The sequence below is a fragment of the Cellulomonas sp. McL0617 genome (assembly GCF_049994875.1).
In the GTDB taxonomy this organism is placed as follows: Bacteria; Actinomycetota; Actinomycetes; order Actinomycetales; family Cellulomonadaceae; genus Cellulomonas.
On record NZ_CP188256.1, the window covers coordinates 1,264,892 to 1,281,481 of the forward strand.

Sequence of the window (16,590 nt, forward strand, 5' to 3'; positions counted from 1 at the left end):
CACGGGCTCAGGCCGGTCCGACCGCGGCGATCGCGGACACCTCGATGAGGGCGCCCGGGACGCCGAGACCGGCCACGACCGCCGCCGTGACCAAAGGAGGGGCTCCGGGCCCTGCGAGGCGTGGCGCCACCGCGCCGTAGGCCGCGCGCAGGTCGGCGTCTGCGGCGATGAGCACGGTCCACTGCACGACGTCGGCGAGCGACGCGCCGGCCGCCGCCAGGGCGATGCCCACGTTCTCCACCGCGCGGACCGACTGCTCGGCGACGTCGGCCGAGACGACCGCGCCGGTGTCGTCGACGCCGTTCTGGCCGCCGACGTAGATGGTCGTCGCACCCGGTGGCACGACCGCGACGTGGCTGAACGCCGGGCTCACCACGAGTCCGGCCGGTTGCAGACGGGTGATCTCCATGGACCTACCGTCCCACCGACCACTGACAGTGCCGTGTGGACCCCGGGTCAGCGGGCGTGCGCCATGTCCCCGACCGCCAGGCGCCGCAGGACCTCGAGGACGACGGCGGCCGAGCGGTCGGCGGCGTCGTCGACGTGCGTCAGGAAGTCGGTGCCCGCCACGGGACCGCACAGGTCGGAGATGCCCCGCACCGACAGGAACGGCACGCCGTAGAGGTGTGCGGTGTGGGCGAGCGCCGCGGACTCCATGTCGATCGCGACCGCCGTCGGGAACGCGGCCCGGATCCGCTCGACGCGGGTGGCGTCGATGAACGCGTCGCCCGAGAGCACGGTGCCGCTCAGCACACGCAGGTCGACGGACGCGCCGAGCGCCGCCTCGTGGAGCACCAGCTCCGCCTCGTACACCTCGGGCATGCCCGGCACCTGGCCGAGCTCGTAACCGAACGCACGGGCGTCGGCGCCCGAGTAGACGTACTCGGAGCCGACCACGACGTCGCCCACCCGGACGTCGAGACCGACGCCGCCGGCGGTGCCCGCGCTGACGACCGCCCGCGGGTGCGTCCCCTGGATCGCCACCGCGGCGGCCGTGGCGGAGTTGACCAGGCCGATGCCGCACTGCACGAGCAGGACCTGCCGGCCGCCGACGGTGAGCAGCCGGTGCTCGGCGTGGCCCATCTGCGTGGGGTCGCCGACGACGTCCGCCCGCGCCATGAAGGGCGCGGACTCGTCGGCCATGGCGGTCACGACGACCGCGTCGACGGCGATCACGCGGTCACCGTGCTCCACTCGCCCCGGGCGGCCAGGAACGTGGCCGCGGCCTGCTGCGCGCCCTCGAGCGTGTGGTTGGCACCCCAGCCGCACTGCACCTCGTTGGCGGCCGGGACCTCGGTCGCCGTCACGATGTCCTCGAGCGTGGCCTGCACGAGGTCGAGCACCTCGTCGTACGTCCAGACCCCCTGCAGGATCAGGTAGAACCCGGTCTGGCAGCCCATCGGCGAGAAGTCGACCACACGGTCGGAGTGGTTGCGGGAGTGCTCCGCGAACAGGTGCTCGAGCGAGTGCACCGTCGGCATCTCGAGGTGGGCCACGTTCGGCTGCGTGAACCGGATGTCGTACTTGCTGAGCTCGTCCCCGGCGGGGAGCCGCTTGGTGTCTGCGAGCCGGACGTAGGGCGCGACGACGGTGCGGTGGTCGAGGTTGAACGACTCGACGTTCATGCGGGGCTGGTTCACGGCAGTGGTCCTTCGGTGCTCGGCGGAGCGTCCATTGTCCCCTCTCTGGGGGTCTGCCGCGTCGTCCAGGAGCGCTGCGCGAGTGATCTGCGTCGCGCGACGCGGCAGGTCGTCGAGCCCGTCGGGTCCGCGAGGCACGCCCGGCGGCCTGCCTAGGATCTGCCCATGGCGACCCCTCCCTTCGTCCTCGACCTGCGCGCCGGTGTCGGGCACCACCTCCTCTGGCTGTCGGGCGTGACGGCCGTCGTCCTGCGCGGCCCGGCCGGGCGTGCCGAGGTGCTCCTGGTGCGACGCGCCGACTCCGGGGCGTGGACGCCCGTGACCGGCATCATCGACCCCGGCGAGCAGCCGGCCGTCGCGGCGGCTCGCGAGGTGCTGGAGGAGGCGTCCGTCGTCGCTGTGCCGGAGCGGTTGGCCTGGGTCAACACGCTGGCGCCGATGGAGTACGAGAACGGTGACCGGGCCCAGTACCTCGACCTGACCTTCCGGTTCCGGTGGGTGTCGGGGGAGCCGACGCCGGGGGACGACGAGAACACGGAGGCCGCGTTCTTCGCCCTGGACGCGCTGCCGCCCGTGTCGCAGGAGATGCGCACGCGGATCGAGCGGGCGCTACGACCCGACGGGCCGGCCGACTTCGAGTTCTGAGCCGTCCATCCACTGCGTCCCCAGCACCCGCAGGAGCGCGAGGGACTCGGCCTCCGGTGAGCCCGGCTCGGCGGAGTAGACGATCACCGTCTGGTCGCAGTCGAGCACGTGCAGCGAGTCGCAGTCGAGCGTGATCGGCCCGAGGCTCGGGTGCTCGATCGTCTTACGCGTCATCCGCCACGCACCGGGTCCGCCGGTGCGCCAGAGCTCGTCGAACGCCGGGCTGCCTCGGCGCAGCTCGGACACGAGATCGCGGACGCCGGGGTCGTCGGGGTAGCGGGCCGCCGTCGCGCGCAGGCTGGCCACGGACTGCGCCGCCGTCTCGGCGTGCTCCTCCTGCGACATGGCCACGCGACTGCGCCGCGGGTCGGGGGTGCCGAGGAACCTCTGCCACGTGGTGTTCCGCTGGCGACGAGGGACGACCGACCAGTCGCCGAGCAGGGCAGACGCCATCGCGTTCCAGGCCAGGATGTCGGCCCGCGCGCTCAGCACCATGGTCGGGAGGTCGGAGAGCCGGTCGAGCAGGCGCTGGACGCTCGGGCGCACGTGCTCGTCGACGCGGCCCGGCAGCGGGGGCGGGCTGCCGGCCAGGTGGAACAGCTCGTCGCGGGCATCGTCGTCCAGCCGCAGCGCGCGAGCTAGCGACGCGAGAACCTGGGTGGAGGGCTGCGGCCCGCGCCCCTGCTCCAGGCGCACCACGACGGAGGCCGATGACGCGGCGACGGCCGCCGGCGGGCAGCCCGACGTCCTGCGGGGTCAGTGCGGTACGCGCTCGGACGAGCACGCGTGCCAGCTCGGGTCGGTCCATGGTCCCAGGATGCCCTCCGGGCGGACGCGCAGCCTGGGACCGCCGGTCCTAGGGTCCGCCCGTCCTGGTACGCGTGTGTCGCTCGGGTCAGGGTGGGACGCATGACAACAGAGACCACCACCAGCACCACCGTCGCGCTGGTCACCGGCGCCACCCAGGGCATCGGCCGCGAGACCGTGCGCCGCCTCGCCGCGCTCGGGTGGACCGTCTGGCTCGGCGCGCGGGACGTCGAGCGGGGCGCGGTCGTCGCCGCGGAGATCCCCGGCGACGTCCGCGTCCTCGCCCTCGACGTCTACCAGGACGCGTCCGTCGCGGCCGCCGCGGCCATCGTCGAGCAGGAGTCCGGCCGGCTCGACGTGCTGGTCAACAACGCAGGCGTCCCGGGCGGCTTCCTGCCACCGCGCGAGACCGTCGCGGCGGACTTCGTGCCGGTCTTCGGTGTGAACGTCCTCGGGCCGGTGCGCACCACGCACGCGTTCCTGCCGCTGCTGGACCGCTCGTCGCAACCCCGGATCGTCAACGTCTCCAGCGGCATGGGCTCGTTCGGGATCACGACGGACTCGGCCCGGTTCGAGTCGACGCTGCACGCGATCACGTATCCGTCGTCCAAGGCCGCGCTCAACATGATCACGTCGCAGTACGCCAAGGCGCTGACCGGCTTCCAGGTCAGCGCGGTCGACCCGGGCTACACCTCGACCGGGCTGAACGGCTTCCGCGGGCCGCAGACCGTGGAGCAGGGCGCCGAGGCGACCGTCCGGGCGGCCACTGTGGAGCCCGGAGCGCCGACCGGGACGTTCACGGACGCGGCCGGCCCGGTGCCCTGGTAGTCGGCGGGGCTCGGACGGTCAGCGGGCGAGGCGCTCGACGATCCCGCCGTACAGGCCGGGCGCGGCGGCGGCGAGCGGCACGATGCTGCGCCGCAGCGGCGACCCGGCGGCCGCGACCAGGCCGCTGGTGATCAGCCGGTAGTCGCGGGTGGCGGCGGTCCACGCCTTCTCGTACTCGGCCGACGAGCGGTCGACGTCGGGTCCGAGCGTGCGCACGGCCGCGGTCGCCTGGGCGAGCCCGACGCGGACCCCCTCACCCGTCAGCGCGTCGACGTAGCCCGACGCGTCGCCGACGAGCCGCACGCGACCGGCCGTGCGCGCGCTGGTCCGCTGGAGCAGCGGGCCGGCGCCGCGCGGCGGTCCCAGGGTCGGTGCCGCGCCGAGGTGCCGACGCAGGTCCGGGAAGGAGTCGAGGCTTCGGTCGTAGTCGTGGTGCGGCGGCCCGAGCAGGGCGACGCCGACGACATCGGGGGCGACCGGTGTCACGTAGGCCTCGACGTGCCGGCCCCAGTGCACCTCGACCAGGTCGGTCCACGGAGCCACCCGGTAGTGGCGCCGGATGCCGTATCGGCGGCGGTGCGCAGCCCTGGCCGGCCGGTCGAGCCCGAGCTGGCGACGGACCGTCGAGTGCAGGCCGTCGCACGCCATCAGCCAGGCCGCGCGGATGCCGGCGGCTGTGACCGACCCGGCGTCCTGCGCGACGGTGTCCACCTTGCCGGCGAGCACCTCGACCCCGAGCTCCTCGGCCCGGATCGCCAGCGCGAGGTGCAGCGCGGTACGCCGGACTCCGAGGCCGGTGGCGCCCGTGAAGAGGTGATCGGCCGCGCGGTCGCCGGAGAGGTACCGGATCCCGGTCAGCGGGTGCCCCGCCGGGTGCACACCGAGGCGCGCGAGCGCGGCCACGGCGCCGGGCATCAGGCCCTCGCCGCAGGCCTTGTCGATCGGCGTGGTGCGCGGCTCGACGACGACCGTCCGCAGTCCCGCCAGACGCGCCTCGATGGCCACGGCGAGCCCGACCGGCCCACCCCCGGCCACCAGGACGTCGACGTCCGGTCGGGTCCGGGCACCGCTCACACGGGCGCCTGGGCCGGCGACGCCACGGACCGCAGCGCGCGCTCCTCGGCGGGGATGCGGAAGCCGAGCAGCAGGATCGCGTTGAGCACCGTGAAGGCCAGCGCCGTGACCCAGGCGGTGTGCACGAGGGGCAGCGCGGCACCCTCGACGGCGACGGCCACGTAGTTGGGGTGCCGGAGCAGCCGGTAGGGCCCGCGCCGCACGAGCGCGACGCCGGTGACCACGATGATGCGGGTGTTCCACAGGTTGCCGAGCGTCGCGATGCACCACCAGCGCAGTCCCTGGGAGGCCAGGACCAGGGCGAACGCGGTCCAGCCGAGCGCGGGCAGGAAGGGCCGGTCAGCCACCTGCACCTCCACCAGACAGGCGACGAGCAGACCCGTGTGCAGGGCGACCATGGGCGGGTAGTGGCGCTGCCCGGTCTCGACACCGCCGTGTGCGAACGCCCAGGTCGCGTGACGCTTCGCGACGACCAGCTCGGCCAGGCGCTCGACGCCCACGGCGAGCATCAGCAGCGTGTACCAGGTCACGGCGCCCCCACCGGGCGACCGTCCGGTGTGCTCTCGGGCCAGCGCAGCAGGACGACCTCGGCGCAGACACCGGGACCGAACGCGAACAGGACCCCGACCGATCCGGGCAGCTGACCGCCGACGGCGAGCTCGTCGGCGAGCACGTGCAGCACGCCCGACGACGACAGGTTCCCCGCGCGCGCCAACGACGCCCAGCTGGCCGCCAACGCCTCGTCGGGGAGCCCGAGCGCCCGTGCGGCGGACTCCAGGATCCGCGGGCCGCCGGTGTGCGCCACCCACGTCCCGACGTCGCTGACCTTCAGCTGGTGCGCGGCGAGCAGGTCGGCCACGTCGTCGCCGAGGTGCTCCTCGACGATGTCCGCCATGCTCGGGGACAGGACGATCCGGAACCCGCTGCCGCCGATGTCCCAGCCGAGCTGGTCGAGGGTGTCGGGGTAGAGCGCACTGCGGGTGCCGACCACCTCCACGCCCGGCTCGGACCGGTCTGCGCCCACCATGACGACCGCCGACGCGCCGTCCCCGAACAGCCCGCTGGAGACGATGTTGGCCATCGACGCGTCGCCGTGCTGCAGCGTCAGCGAGCAGAGCTCGACCGAGACCAGCAGCGCGACGTCGTGGGGGTGGCCCAGGAGGTAGTCGCGCACCCGCGCGATCCCGGCCGCGCCGCCCACGCAGCCCAGCCCGAAGACGGGGACGTGCTTGACGTCGGCGCGCATGCCGAGCCGATCGGCCAGCATCACGTCGACCGACGGGGCGCCGATGCCGGTCACCGACGTGAAGAGCAGGTAGTCGACGTCGGTCGCGGTCAGGCCGGCGTCGGCGAGCGCCCGCCGTGTCGCCTTCGCCGCAAGGTCGGTGGCCACCCGCAGGAACGTGTCGTTGGTCCGCTGGAACGTCGTGAGGTTCGCGTAGTCCTCGAGGGCGAGCGCGTGGTGCCGCGTCTCGATGCCCTCGGCGCCGTGCACGCGGCGGATGGCCGGCCAGAGGCGCTGGTCGGCGGTCAGCAGCGGGGCGAGCACGTCGGCGATCTCCGCCTGGGCATGGACGTGCTCCGGCAGGACGGCGGCGACCGAGGCGATTCGCACCATTCGCGCATCGTGTCACGTGGGTGGTGCCGCCCGCTTCCGGCGGCTGCCCCGGCGTGTGCGGGCCGGACGGGACCTGCGACGATGGCGGACCGGAGCAAGGGAGCGTGATGGTCGACGATCTGCGGCGTGCGGGACCCGTCCGCGTGCGCGATCTCGCTGCGGCCTGTCACCCCGGACCGACGGTCGCGGTGACCGCGTTCGCCGTCGCCATGGCCGGCGGAGCGGATGCGCCTGCACGCACGACCGTCCTGGTCGGAGCGGCCATCCTGACCGGGCAGCTGTCGGTCGGCTGGTCGAACGACTGGATCGACGCGGCCCGCGACGCGGAGGTCGGTCGCACCGACAAGCCCGTCGGCGCCGGCCGGCTGTCCGTCTCCGCGGTGCGCACGGCGGCCCTCGTCGCGCTCGCGGCCTGCGTCGTCTTCTCGATGTCGCTCGGCTGGCGTGCCGGGCTCGTGCACCTGGCGACGGTCGCGTCGGCGTGGTCGTACAACCTCCGGCTGAAGAGCACGCTCTGGTCGTGGGCGCCCTACGCGTTCTCGTTCGGCTTCCTGCCGCTGGCCATCGCCCTCGCGCTGCCGGGCCACCCGCTCGCCGCGTGGTGGGCGGTGCTCGGTGGCGCGCTGCTCGGCGTCGGGGCGCACGGCGCCAACGTGGTCCCGGACCTGCAGGACGACCGCGCGACGGGCGTGCGCGGCCTGCCGCACCGGCTCGGGGGTACGGCCACCAGCATCGGGTCGGCCGGGGCGCTGGTCGCGGCGACCCTCCTCGTCGTCCTCGCGCCGCCGGGGGACCCGTCCGCCGGCTCGGCGGTGGCGCTGGTGGTCGCCCTCGGCCTGACGATCCTGGGCACGACGGTCGCGCTGAACGGGGGCCGCAGCCGCCTGCCGTTCAACGCAGCGATCGCCGTGGCCGCGGTCGACGTCGTCCTGCTCGTGCTCTCGGACTGGGTGGTCCCGCGCTGAACCGGCTGCCCGCGAGCCGGTGACGGACCTCCACCGGTTGACTTCGAGCGCACTCGAAGGGGCACGCTGGCGGTAACGGTTCTTCGTCGAAGGAGTCTCTCGTGCGCGTCGGCATCCACCTCATGCGGTACGACTCCGTGCCGTCGTCGGCCCTGCGTCAGGAGCTGGCGGACACCGCCGTCGCGGCCGAAGAGGCAGGCGTCTCCTGGGTGTCGGTGATGGACCACTACTTCCAGATGATGCGCGCCGGCTTCCCGCGCGAGGACCCGATGCTCGAGGCGTACACGACGCTGGGTTACCTCGCGGGCGTGTCGTCTCAGGTGCAGCTGGGTGTGCTGGTGACCGGTGTGACGTACCGCCGCCCGGGCCTGCTGGCCAAGATCGTCGCCACCCTCGACGTGCTCAGCGGCGGGCGGGCCACCCTCGGGCTCGGTGCCGCCTGGTACGAGGAGGAGCACCAGGCGTTCGGCGTCCCGTATCCGCCGCTGTCGGAGCGCTTCGAGCGGCTCGAGGAGACGCTGCAGATCTGCGCCCAGATGTTCGACCCGACGACCAACGGGCCGTACGCCGGCACGCACTACCAGCTCGCCGAGACGCTCTGCTCGCCGCTGCCGCTGCACAAGCCCGAGGTGCTGATCGGCGGATCGGGAGAGCGCAAGACGTTGCGGCTCGTGGCGCAGTACGGCGACGCGTGCAACCTGTTCGCCACCACGCCGCAGGACATCGCCCACAAGCTCGAGGTGCTGCGCGGGCACTGTGCCGACGTCGGCCGCGACCCGGCCGAGATCCGCGTGACCATGCTGCACGGCGGCGACGCGCTGCTGGCAGGCGACGTGGCGGCGTTCGTCGCGGACCTCACGCCCTATGCCGCGCTCGGCGTCGAGAGCGTGATCCTGCGCCCGCCGGCCACCAGCCTGTCGGCGTGGGTCCGCGACACGGTCGCGCCCGCGGTGCCGAGGCTGGCGGAGCTCTAGCGCCAGTGCGCTGGCGCGGCGCCGAGACGGCCCGGCAGGCGTGTCTGTTCGTCGCCCCGCGCCGAGGCGACCTGGCTCGGCGTGACGAAGAAGGCCGTCGACAGGTCGGCGCCCCGCAGGTCGGCGCCGCGCAGGTCCGCGCCGAGCAGGTCGGCGAGCCGCAGGTCCGCGCCGCGCAGGTCCGCGCCCAGCAGGCTCGCACCGCGCAGGTCGGCGGCGTGCAGGTCGGTCAGGCGCCGACCGGCCAGGTCGTCGCGGCGATGACTCGGCCCGGGCTCGCGGGCGAGCGCCACCACCCGCTCCAGGATCGGGCCGACGAGCCCGGGGAGCGCCAGTGGATCGATCGAGCGCAGGGCGTCGAGGTCGTCGGCGATCGCGGAGAGCTCGTCGACCAGTGCGCGCAGCTCGTCGACGAGTGCGCGCAGCTCGGCGTGCACCGGTGCGGCCGCGGCGACCTCCAGCGCCTCGGTGAGGTACCAGAGCAGCTCGTGCACGCTCTGCGCGGCCCAGAAGTCCGCGAACATGTCGCTCGCGATCGACGGGTCGTCGCGCCAGCTCCGCCCGGCGTAGTGGTCCTGCGTCACCTTCTGGCCGGCGCCGAAGCACTCGTAGACGGTGCACCCCGACATCCCGCGTTCGCGCAGGTGCGGGTGGATGCCGCAGCGGTAGTCGCCGGCCAGGTTCTGACACGGGCTGCCCGGGCGCTTGTCGAACGCGAACGCCGAGGACCGCGTGAAGCCCGGCGCCACGCAGCACAGCCCGACGCAGCGGGCGCAGTCCGACCGCAGCTCGAGCAGCGGCCGCTCAGCCGACGGGTCGGACGTGGCCGTGTCGCTCGTTCGCCCCGGTTCGCCGGTCGGCCCGTGCTCGCTCCTCATCCCCGCAGTCTGGGGGCCGACGGACCCCGAGGGCCAGCGCGTCGGCCGTCTGCCCGTGGCGGATCTGCCGACGGCAGACCACGGACCGTCCGGGGCATCGCGCGTGCGACGGTCGATGGGTCGGCACGCCACCATCGGAGGTTTCCCATGCACCCCACAGCCCGCACCGCCGCCCCGCCCACCCTTCGCCCGTTCGACGACGACCTCGCCGGCCGCCTCCTGCACCAGCGGATCGTGGTGCTCGGTCAGGAGGTCGACGACGCGGTCGCCAACCGCGTCTGCGCCCAGCTCCTGCTGCTCTCCGCGGAGGATCCCCGGCGCGACATCGCGCTCTACATCAACTCCCCGGGCGGCTCCGTCAGCGCCGCACTCGCCATGTACGACACGATGCGGCTCATCCCCAACGACGTGTCGACCCTGGCCATGGGGCTCGCTGCGAGCGCGGCCCAGTTCCTGCTCAGCGCCGGCACGCCGGGCAAGCGGTACGCCCTGCGGCATGCGCGGGTGCTGATGCACCAGCCGTCGGGCGGGATCGGCGGCACCGCAGTCGACATCGCGATCCAGGCCGAGAACATGGCGCACGTGAAGCGCACGATGCAGTCGCTGACCGCCGAGCACACCGGCCAGTCCGTCGAGACCATCGAGCGTGACGCGGACCGGGACCGCTGGTTCACCGCGACCGAGGCGCTCGAGTACGGGTTCGTCGACAAGGTCGTCGAGCACCTCGACGACGTCCGCCCCGACAGCCCCCGGAAGGTGGGACTGTGATGAGCAGCTACACCATCCCCGTCGTCGTCGAGCAGCGTCCGAACGGCGAACGTGCGTCCGACGTCTACTCGCGGCTGCTCGGCGACCGCATCATCTTCCTGGGCACCGAGATCGACGACGGCGTCGCCAACGTCGTCATCGCGCAGCTCCTGCACCTGCAGTCCGAGAGCCAGGACTCGCCGATCCACCTCTACATCAACTCGCCCGGCGGCTCGATCACCGCGCTGCTGGCCGTCTACGACACCATCCAGTACATCAAGCCGACCGTGGCCACCTTCTGCCTCGGGCAGGCCGCGTCCGCGGCGGCCGTGCTGCTGGCCGCGGGTGCACCGGGCAGCCGGCACGTGCTCGAGCACGCGCGCGTGCTGCTGCACCAGCCGTCGGGGGGCGGCGAGGGGACGGCAGCCGACCTGGAGATCCAGGCGCGGGAGGTGCTGCGGCTGCGCGAGGAGGTCGAGCAGATCCTGCACCGGCACACCGGGCAGCCGCTGGACAAGCTCCGTCTCGACACGGACCGCGACCTGATCCTGACCGCGCAGCAGGCCGTCGACTACGGCGTCGCCGACCGGGTGGTGCGCACGCTCAAGGAGGTTCCGGCGGCGATCGCGGGGTAGGGGCTGCGTGTGGTCGTCGGGTAGCGACGGGTCGTCAGGCGGCCAGGAGGACGGCGTCGAAGCTCGTCGCGGTCCCGAACTCGGCCGCCGACGCCCGGCCCGTCAGCTGTGTCACGGTCGCGAGCTCGTGGTCGTTGCTCGGCGCGACGAGGTCCGCGGTCCGGGGCGCGGTGAGGTCGACGACCACGCGGCCCTCGGCCCGGGCGAGCTCGGCGTGTGCCGCGCCGACGAGGTCGACCAGGCGCAGCCCGAGCGCCCGGCACACGGCGACCAGGACCTCGGACGACGGTTCCTTGCGTCCGCGCTCGACCTCGGACAGGTAGGCCACCGAGACGCGCGCGCTCTCGGCGACATCCCGCAGGGTCCGTCCCTGATCCTCCCGGCGGGCCCGCAGGATCGAGCCCACCAGGTGGCGCAGCAGGGGCTCGACGGGCCGGTGCGTGGTGAGCGTCATCGAGGGCCTCCGGGACGTGGATCGGGTCATCGTCACGGTAGCCCGCGATCGCCCGGACAGGGCCGACGATCCTTCTGCCGTCAGCGGACGGCGGCTAGGAGGAGATGTCCGCGGTCGTGAACCGGCTCCACGCGAGCGCACCGAAGATGACCACCCACGCCGCTTGCAGAGCGAGACCCCGACCGAGCGTGCTCCAGTCCGGCTGCAGCCGGAGGAACTCGGCGAAGTCGAGCCAGTGGTGCGTCAGGAGCGCGGCCGCGATCGCGTGCAGCTGCGGGATCTGGTCGAGGACTCCGGAGACGATCGCGACGACGACGGTGGCGGCCATCGCCCCGACCGGCACCTCGGTGAGCGTCGAGAAGAACAGGCCGACGGCGACGAGTCCCGTCATGGACAGCCCGACGTAGCCGACGACCGCCGCGACGCGGACGAGCCCGTCGACCAGCGGCACGGTGGTGCCGGACAGCAGCGTGATGTCGCGCAGCCCGAAGAAGACGGCGCCGGCGACGAAGCCGACGATCGCGATCGCCAGCACGGCCGCACCCGCGAACAGGAGCGCGCCGAGGGCCTTCACGCCGAGCAGCCGGGTCCGCGAGACGGGGACGACCAGCAGGTACCGCAGCGTGCCGGCCGAGGCCTCCCCGGCCACGGAGTCGCCCGACGCGATCCCGATCGTCAGCGGCAGCAGGAACGGCAGGCAGATGAACAGGGCCGCGATCACGAGGAACAGGCCGTTGCCGGTGACGTTGCCGATGAACCCGGGGCCCTGCCCACGCAGCGCGCTGTCGCGGGTGACGAACAGGACCGTGCCGAGCAGCAGCGGGACGAGCGCGAGGCCGACGAGCAGGACGATGTTGCGCCGCCGCCCGAACACCAGCCGCAGCTCGGAGCGGGCGAGGCGCAGCAGGGCACCCGGCTGTGGCATCGGCGGCGCGGCGACCTCAACGAGCGACATCGAAGCCCTCCCCGGTCAGCTCGACGAAGATCTGCTCGAGGTTCGGCCGGCGGACCTCGAGGCCCAGCAGGTCGATGCCGGCATGCACGACCGTCGCCGACACCTTCTCGGGAGGGGTGTCGCCGAGGAGTGCGGCCACCGTCGTCCCGGACACCTCGAGACCGGTCAGGCCGAGGCCGGTGAGCAGCTCGGCAACCACGCCGACGTGCTCCGCGGACGTCTGCACGAGGATGCGGGCGGCACCCCGCGCGGTGAGCTCGCCGCGGTCGCCCTGCAGCAGCAGGCGGCCCTGGCCCATGATCCCGACGTGCGAGCACACCTGCTCGATCTCGGCCAGCAGGTGCGACGAGACGAGCACGGTGGTGCCCCGGTCGGCGAGCTCGCGCACCAGGTGGCGGACCTCGCGGGTGCCCTGCGGGTCCAGCCCGTTGGTCGGCTCGTCGAGGACGAGAAGCTCACGGGGCCGCAGCAGGGCGGCGGCCAGGCCGAGCCGCTGCTTCATGCCGAGCGAGTACTGCCGGTACGGCTTGGTCGCGGCCGCCGACAGGCCGACGCGTTCGAGCGCCTCGTCGCCGCGCTTCCGGGACGAGCGCGGGTCGGCGGTGGCGTCGACGGCGTCGAGACGGGCCAGGTTGGCGCGACCCGTCAGGTACGGGTGGAACGCCGGCCCCTCGACCAGCGCACCGACGCGCGGCAGCACGTCGGCGCCGGACTCGGGCATCCGAGCACCGAGCACGACGGCGTACCCGCTGGTCGGGCGCACGAGGCCGAGCAGCATCCGGATGGTCGTCGTCTTGCCCGAGCCGTTCGGACCCAGGAACCCGTACACGGCGCCGCGAGGGACGCGCAGGTCGATGCCGTCGACGGCGACCTGCCCCGAGCGGAACTGCTTGGTGAGCCCCTCGGTGCGGATCGCGAGGTCGCCCGCGGCCGCACCGGAGGGTGCGGCCGCGGGCGTCGTCGTTCCGTCAGCCACGGGCAAGTGCCTGCAGCGTGTCGCCGGGCACCGCGCCGACGAGCACCCGACCGTCGTCGGTGATCAGCACGGACAGCAGCGCCGAGGTCAGCAGCCGACCCTCAGGGACCTTCGTCGTGAGCTGGTCGTACAGGGCCGACGTGTCGAGCGTGCCGAACGACGACCCGCTGCCCTTCTCGGGTGCGAACTGGTCGTAGAGCTGCTGGGCGCCCTTCGAGTCGAACGTCTTGTTCGGCCCCGCCGATGCCGCGGCGGACGTCGGGTGGCCGGCCAGCAGGCCCGGGACGTCGATGCCGGAGGTCTGGACCACGGAGTCCCACCCCGTGCCGGACACGGTCACACCGTCCGGGACCGTCCCGGGCACCGGTGCCGTGGTCGGCTCGGCGGGCAGGGGGACGACGACCTCCTTGGAGCTGGCGCCGGGCGGGGTGGAGAAGGCGAGCACCGAGTCGGCGGGTGTGCCGAACGTGACGTCGGTGAAGCCGAGCTCGAGCGCCGGGGTCTTCGTGTCGGCGCGGCTCCAGACCTGCAGCCGCAGCGGCGTGCTCGTCTTGGCGTCCACCGCCACCACGATCCTCCCGATCAGGGTGGTCTGGCTCTTCGGGGTCACGACGAGCTGGTAGGCGTCTCGTCCGGCGACCTTCGTCTGGGCGTCCAGCGAGACGGTGGAGAACGCCTTGGCCTGCGTGACGGCCTGCCGCCCCGCCTCGGCGGGCGTCGGCAGGTCACCCTGCACGGGCAGCTGGCCCTCGGCCGCCTTGGCGACGAGGTCGTCGTAGCGCGCGGTGTCCGCGGCGTCGAGGGAGTAGTGGACCACCGCGTCGTCGGTGCTCGAGTACGTCCACGCCTGCGGCCCGTCCTGCACCACCGAGTACTCGGAGGTGTCACCCAGCAGGGCGACGCGGGACCGGTCGGCGCCGTCCGTCCAGACCCGCATGGTGGAGCTGCCGCCGAGGAGTGCCACGGGGTTGGCCCCGGTGGCGTCGCTGAACGGGAGCGCGGGCAGGCCCAGGCGGGCGGTGTAGACGACCGTCCCGGACAGGGGCTGCTGGTGGGCCGCGGCGACCTGCGCCGCCAGCTGCTCGGGTGTGATCGTCGGCAGCCCGGTGGTGTCGGCGCTGGCCAGCAGGGGCGGCGCGGCGAACGCGATGGCCACGGCGACTGCGGCCACCACCGGGACGGCCCAGCGGGCGCGGGTCGAGAGGGTGCGACGGGGTCGTGGATCCGTCTGCTCGGGGATGTGCTGCTCGCTCATGACACCACTGTGCGCCAGGTGCGCTGAGCGGAGCCTGAGAGCGGGTGGGCGCCACGCGTCGGCGCCGGGTGGCATGCTCGCGACATGCGGGTTCTCGTGGTCGACGACGAGCGTGGGCTGGTGCGCGCGCTCAAGCGCGGCCTCACCGCCGAGGGCTTCGCGGTGGACGTCGCGCTCGACGGGGACGCGGGCCTCGAGCTCGCCACCAACAACGACTACGACGCGATCGTGCTCGACGTGATGCTGCCGCGGCGCAACGGCTACGACGTGGTGACGGAGCTGCGCGCGCGGGATGTCTGGACGCCGGTGCTCATGCTGAGCGCCAAGGACGGCGAGTACGACGTGGCCGACGGGCTGGACGTGGGTGCCGACGACTACCTGACCAAGCCGTTCGCCTTCGTCGTGCTGGTGAGCCGCCTGCGTGCCCTGTTGCGTCGCCAGGCGCAGGTGCGGCCGCCCGTCCTCACGGTCGGCGAGCTGGCGCTCGACCCGTCCACCCGACGCGTCACCCGCGCGGGCGAGACCGTGCCGATGACCACCCGTGAGGTGGCCCTGCTCGAGTACCTCATGCACCACGCCGACCGGGTCGTCGGCAAGGTCGAGCTGCGCGACCACGTGTGGGACGGCGACGGCGACGACGTGAACGTGGTCGAGGTCTACGTGTCGTACCTGCGGCGCAAGCTCGGCCGGTCCGCGGTCGAGACGGTCCGCGGCGCCGGGTACCGCGTTGCCGGCTGAGCGGGCTGCGCGAACGGGACGGGTCGGTGCCCGCTGATGGGTCCCCGTCGGCACGAGCATCCCTGGCACGGTCCGTCGCTGCGGATGCGCCTGACGCTCATCGCCTCGGGTGCCTTGTTCGTCGCGCTGGTGGTCGGGGCGTTCGCGCTGACCACAGTGCTGAGCCGCACCCGCCTCGAGGCCCTGGACACGGTGGTCCGAGAGCGGGTCGCGACGATCGCCGCGCTCGCGCAGGACGACCGCCTGCCGGCGGCGCTGCCCGTGGCGGAGCCAGGGGAGATCGCGCAGCTGCTGGACGCGGACGGCGCCGTGCTTGCGACATCGCCGAACGCCAGCCGGACCCTGCCCGTCGTCCCCCTCGACGCGCTCCACGTCGGCCCGGGCACGACCGTCGGCGGGACCAGCGCCAGCGCCTACGACGACGAGGCCAGGATCGCGGTCCGGTCGGCGACCTACCGCGGCGAGCCGGTGACCGTGGTCGCGACCGTCCCCGTCACCGAGGTGCGCAGCGTGCTCGACGCGTTGCGCCTCGGCCTGGTCGTCGTCGTTCCCCTGCTGACCTGCGCGCTGGCTCTGGTCGTCTGGCTGATCCTCGGGCGCGCGCTGCGTCCGGTCGAGGAGCTGCGCCGGGGCGCGGCGCTGGTCGCCTCGACGGGCGGCCCCGGCTCGTTGCCCGTGCCTCGCAGGGACGACGAGCTGGGCGCCCTGGCGCGGACGCTGAACTCGATGCTCGACCGGCTCGAGGCGGGTGCCGCGCGGCAGCGCAGGTTCGTCGCCGACGCCGCGCACGAGCTGCGTTCCCCGCTGGCCACGCTGCGCGCGAGCACCGAGGTGGCGCGCCTGCACCCGGACTCCTACGACACGGCCGAGCTCGCGGGCGACCTGGAGGCCGAGGTGCTGCGGATGCAGGCGCTGGTCGACGACCTCCTGCTCCTGGCCCGGGTGGGCTCGGCGCCCTCGGAGCGCGCGTGCGTGGACCTCGCGGCGGTTGTGCGGGACGTGGTGCCGACGACGGCGGGCGGTCTCGTGGTGACGGGCTCGGGCCGTGCGTTCGCGGGGGAGGCCGCCGTCGGACGGGTGGTGCGCAACCTCGTCGACAACGCCGTGCGGCACGCCGCGGCACAGGTGACGGTCACCGTCGCCGACGGGCTCGTCCAGGTCGACGACGACGGCGCCGGGCTCGCCGAGCAGGACCACGAGCGGGTGTTCGAGCGGTTCGTGCGGCTGGACGACGCGCGCGAGCGCGACGCGGGCGGCAGCGGGCTCGGCCTGTCGATCGCGCGTGAGGTCGCGCGCGAGCAGGGCGGCGACATCACGCTCGCCCGGTCACCCCTCGGCGGGCTGCGCGCCGAGCTGCGGCTGCCCGCGGACTCGCCCTGACGCCGGCCGGGACCCGGTTTC

General features: G+C 73.8%; 20 protein-coding genes. 8 read left to right on the forward strand and 12 right to left on the reverse strand.

What is annotated here, in order from left to right:
- Positions 1–7: 7 nt before the first annotated feature.
- Genes ACPPVS_RS05655 through ACPPVS_RS05665 form a run of 3 tightly spaced genes read right to left on the reverse strand, consistent with a single transcriptional unit; the run spans position 8 to position 1,625 of the window.
- A complete protein-coding gene (locus ACPPVS_RS05655) occupies positions 8–409 on the reverse strand; it encodes a RidA family protein (RefSeq protein WP_426595057.1) in 402 nt (133 codons plus the stop codon).
- A 47-nt stretch (positions 410–456) separates the two neighbouring features.
- Positions 457–1,176 carry a 5'-methylthioadenosine/S-adenosylhomocysteine nucleosidase gene (gene mtnN, locus ACPPVS_RS05660; protein WP_426595058.1) on the reverse strand — a complete coding sequence of 240 codons (720 nt, stop codon included), beginning with the start codon at positions 1,174–1,176 and terminating at the stop codon, positions 457–459.
- On the reverse strand, positions 1,173–1,625 hold the full coding sequence (locus tag ACPPVS_RS05665; protein WP_426595887.1) for an S-ribosylhomocysteine lyase: 453 nt from the start codon (positions 1,623–1,625) through the stop codon (positions 1,173–1,175). The genes mtnN and ACPPVS_RS05665 overlap by 4 nt, the downstream gene beginning before the upstream one ends.
- Before the next feature lie 180 nt (positions 1,626–1,805).
- On the opposite strand from ACPPVS_RS05665, the gene ACPPVS_RS05670 reads away from it, so the two are divergent.
- Positions 1,806–2,285: an NUDIX hydrolase gene (locus tag ACPPVS_RS05670; RefSeq protein ID WP_426595059.1), complete on the forward strand. Its 480-nt coding sequence runs from the start codon at positions 1,806–1,808 to the stop codon at positions 2,283–2,285.
- On the opposite strand, the gene ACPPVS_RS05675 is transcribed toward ACPPVS_RS05670, so the two are convergent.
- The gene (locus ACPPVS_RS05675; RefSeq protein ID WP_426595060.1) at positions 2,250–2,984 is read right to left on the reverse strand and encodes a helix-turn-helix transcriptional regulator; all 735 of its coding nucleotides are present in this window, start codon (positions 2,982–2,984) and stop codon (positions 2,250–2,252) included. The genes ACPPVS_RS05670 and ACPPVS_RS05675 overlap by 36 nt on opposite strands.
- A 210-nt stretch (positions 2,985–3,194) precedes the next feature.
- On the opposite strand from ACPPVS_RS05675, the gene ACPPVS_RS05680 reads away from it, so the two are divergent.
- A complete protein-coding gene (locus ACPPVS_RS05680) occupies positions 3,195–3,920 on the forward strand; it encodes an SDR family NAD(P)-dependent oxidoreductase (RefSeq protein ID WP_426595061.1) in 726 nt (241 codons plus the stop codon).
- A gap of 18 nt (positions 3,921–3,938) precedes the next feature.
- On the opposite strand, the gene ACPPVS_RS05685 is transcribed toward ACPPVS_RS05680, so the two are convergent.
- From ACPPVS_RS05685 to ACPPVS_RS05695, 3 genes are read right to left on the reverse strand one after another with little or no spacing between them, the layout of a single operon-like run.
- Positions 3,939–4,994, reverse strand: coding sequence for an NAD(P)/FAD-dependent oxidoreductase (locus ACPPVS_RS05685; RefSeq protein WP_426595062.1), 1,056 nt, complete (start codon positions 4,992–4,994; stop codon positions 3,939–3,941).
- A complete protein-coding gene (locus tag ACPPVS_RS05690; protein WP_426595888.1) occupies positions 4,991–5,503 on the reverse strand; it encodes an isoprenylcysteine carboxyl methyltransferase family protein in 513 nt (170 codons plus the stop codon). The genes ACPPVS_RS05685 and ACPPVS_RS05690 overlap by 4 nt, the downstream gene beginning before the upstream one ends.
- A gap of 17 nt (positions 5,504–5,520) precedes the next feature.
- A complete protein-coding gene (locus tag ACPPVS_RS05695) occupies positions 5,521–6,612 on the reverse strand; it encodes a type III polyketide synthase (RefSeq protein WP_426595063.1) in 1,092 nt (363 codons plus the stop codon).
- A gap of 107 nt (positions 6,613–6,719) precedes the next feature.
- On the opposite strand from ACPPVS_RS05695, the gene ACPPVS_RS05700 reads away from it, so the two are divergent.
- Complete coding sequence (locus ACPPVS_RS05700) at positions 6,720–7,577, forward strand: UbiA family prenyltransferase (RefSeq protein WP_426595064.1); 858 nt, start codon at positions 6,720–6,722, stop codon at positions 7,575–7,577.
- 101 nt (positions 7,578–7,678) lie between these two features.
- Complete coding sequence (locus tag ACPPVS_RS05705; RefSeq protein WP_426595065.1) at positions 7,679–8,551, forward strand: LLM class F420-dependent oxidoreductase; 873 nt, start codon at positions 7,679–7,681, stop codon at positions 8,549–8,551.
- Here the strand turns inward: ACPPVS_RS05705 and ACPPVS_RS05710 are convergent.
- Positions 8,548–9,429: a pentapeptide repeat-containing protein gene (locus tag ACPPVS_RS05710; protein ID WP_426595066.1), complete on the reverse strand. Its 882-nt coding sequence runs from the start codon at positions 9,427–9,429 to the stop codon at positions 8,548–8,550. The genes ACPPVS_RS05705 and ACPPVS_RS05710 overlap by 4 nt on opposite strands.
- A 147-nt stretch (positions 9,430–9,576) precedes the next feature.
- On the opposite strand from ACPPVS_RS05710, the gene ACPPVS_RS05715 reads away from it, so the two are divergent.
- Complete coding sequence (locus tag ACPPVS_RS05715; protein WP_426595067.1) at positions 9,577–10,197, forward strand: ClpP family protease; 621 nt, start codon at positions 9,577–9,579, stop codon at positions 10,195–10,197.
- Entirely contained in the window at positions 10,197–10,811 is a 615-nt protein-coding gene (locus ACPPVS_RS05720) for a ClpP family protease (RefSeq protein ID WP_426595068.1), read from the forward strand. Before ACPPVS_RS05715 ends, ACPPVS_RS05720 begins: the two co-directional genes overlap by 1 nt.
- A 34-nt stretch (positions 10,812–10,845) precedes the next feature.
- On the opposite strand, the gene ACPPVS_RS05725 is transcribed toward ACPPVS_RS05720, so the two are convergent.
- The 4 genes from ACPPVS_RS05725 to ACPPVS_RS05740 all read right to left on the reverse strand — a co-directional run bounded on the left by ACPPVS_RS05725 (position 10,846) and on the right by ACPPVS_RS05740 (position 14,451).
- Positions 10,846–11,265 carry a helix-turn-helix domain-containing protein gene (locus ACPPVS_RS05725; protein ID WP_426595069.1) on the reverse strand — a complete coding sequence of 140 codons (420 nt, stop codon included), beginning with the start codon at positions 11,263–11,265 and terminating at the stop codon, positions 10,846–10,848.
- 94 nt (positions 11,266–11,359) lie between these two features.
- On the reverse strand, positions 11,360–12,220 hold the full coding sequence (locus tag ACPPVS_RS05730; protein ID WP_426595070.1) for an ABC transporter permease: 861 nt from the start codon (positions 12,218–12,220) through the stop codon (positions 11,360–11,362).
- Positions 12,207–13,196, reverse strand: a complete 990-nt coding sequence (locus ACPPVS_RS05735) for an ABC transporter ATP-binding protein (RefSeq protein ID WP_426595071.1) — start codon at positions 13,194–13,196, stop codon at positions 12,207–12,209. Before ACPPVS_RS05735 ends, ACPPVS_RS05730 begins: the two co-directional genes overlap by 14 nt.
- Positions 13,189–14,451 (reverse strand): LolA family protein, encoded by a 1,263-nt coding sequence (locus ACPPVS_RS05740; protein ID WP_426595072.1) that lies wholly within the window; start codon positions 14,449–14,451, stop codon positions 13,189–13,191. Before ACPPVS_RS05740 ends, ACPPVS_RS05735 begins: the two co-directional genes overlap by 8 nt.
- A gap of 84 nt (positions 14,452–14,535) precedes the next feature.
- Here ACPPVS_RS05740 and ACPPVS_RS05745 point away from each other — a divergent pair, with 84 nt between their 5' ends.
- The gene (locus ACPPVS_RS05745) at positions 14,536–15,189 is read left to right on the forward strand and encodes a response regulator transcription factor (protein WP_426595073.1); all 654 of its coding nucleotides are present in this window, start codon (positions 14,536–14,538) and stop codon (positions 15,187–15,189) included.
- A 36-nt stretch (positions 15,190–15,225) separates the two neighbouring features.
- The gene (locus tag ACPPVS_RS05750) at positions 15,226–16,569 is read left to right on the forward strand and encodes a sensor histidine kinase (RefSeq protein WP_426595074.1); all 1,344 of its coding nucleotides are present in this window, start codon (positions 15,226–15,228) and stop codon (positions 16,567–16,569) included.
- The last annotated feature ends 21 nt before the right edge of the window (positions 16,570–16,590 follow it).

Excerpts from the sequence above, each read along its gene's own strand:
- ACPPVS_RS05655 (WP_426595057.1), bottom strand. The coding sequence starts at position 409 with ATGGAGATCACCCGTCTGCAACCGGCCGGACTCGTGGTGAGCCCGGCG.
- ACPPVS_RS05745 (WP_426595073.1), top strand. The coding sequence starts at position 14,536 with ATGCGGGTTCTCGTGGTCGACGACGAGCGTGGGCTGGTGCGCGCGCTC.
- ACPPVS_RS05715 (WP_426595067.1), top strand. The coding sequence starts at position 9,577 with ATGCACCCCACAGCCCGCACCGCCGCCCCGCCCACCCTTCGCCCGTTC.
- ACPPVS_RS05670 (WP_426595059.1), top strand. The coding sequence starts at position 1,806 with ATGGCGACCCCTCCCTTCGTCCTCGACCTGCGCGCCGGTGTCGGGCAC.
- ACPPVS_RS05700 (WP_426595064.1), top strand. The coding sequence starts at position 6,720 with ATGGTCGACGATCTGCGGCGTGCGGGACCCGTCCGCGTGCGCGATCTC.
- ACPPVS_RS05710 (WP_426595066.1), bottom strand. The coding sequence starts at position 9,429 with ATGAGGAGCGAGCACGGGCCGACCGGCGAACCGGGGCGAACGAGCGAC.
- ACPPVS_RS05690 (WP_426595888.1), bottom strand. The coding sequence starts at position 5,503 with ATGCTCGCCGTGGGCGTCGAGCGCCTGGCCGAGCTGGTCGTCGCGAAG.
- ACPPVS_RS05730 (WP_426595070.1), bottom strand. The coding sequence starts at position 12,220 with ATGTCGCTCGTTGAGGTCGCCGCGCCGCCGATGCCACAGCCGGGTGCC.
- ACPPVS_RS05695 (WP_426595063.1), bottom strand. The coding sequence starts at position 6,612 with ATGGTGCGAATCGCCTCGGTCGCCGCCGTCCTGCCGGAGCACGTCCAT.
- ACPPVS_RS05740 (WP_426595072.1), bottom strand. The coding sequence starts at position 14,451 with ATGAGCGAGCAGCACATCCCCGAGCAGACGGATCCACGACCCCGTCGC.
- ACPPVS_RS05725 (WP_426595069.1), bottom strand. The coding sequence starts at position 11,265 with ATGACGCTCACCACGCACCGGCCCGTCGAGCCCCTGCTGCGCCACCTG.
- ACPPVS_RS05665 (WP_426595887.1), bottom strand. The coding sequence starts at position 1,625 with ATGAACGTCGAGTCGTTCAACCTCGACCACCGCACCGTCGTCGCGCCC.
- ACPPVS_RS05720 (WP_426595068.1), top strand. The coding sequence starts at position 10,197 with ATGAGCAGCTACACCATCCCCGTCGTCGTCGAGCAGCGTCCGAACGGC.
- ACPPVS_RS05680 (WP_426595061.1), top strand. The coding sequence starts at position 3,195 with ATGACAACAGAGACCACCACCAGCACCACCGTCGCGCTGGTCACCGGC.
- ACPPVS_RS05750 (WP_426595074.1), top strand. The coding sequence starts at position 15,226 with ATGGGTCCCCGTCGGCACGAGCATCCCTGGCACGGTCCGTCGCTGCGG.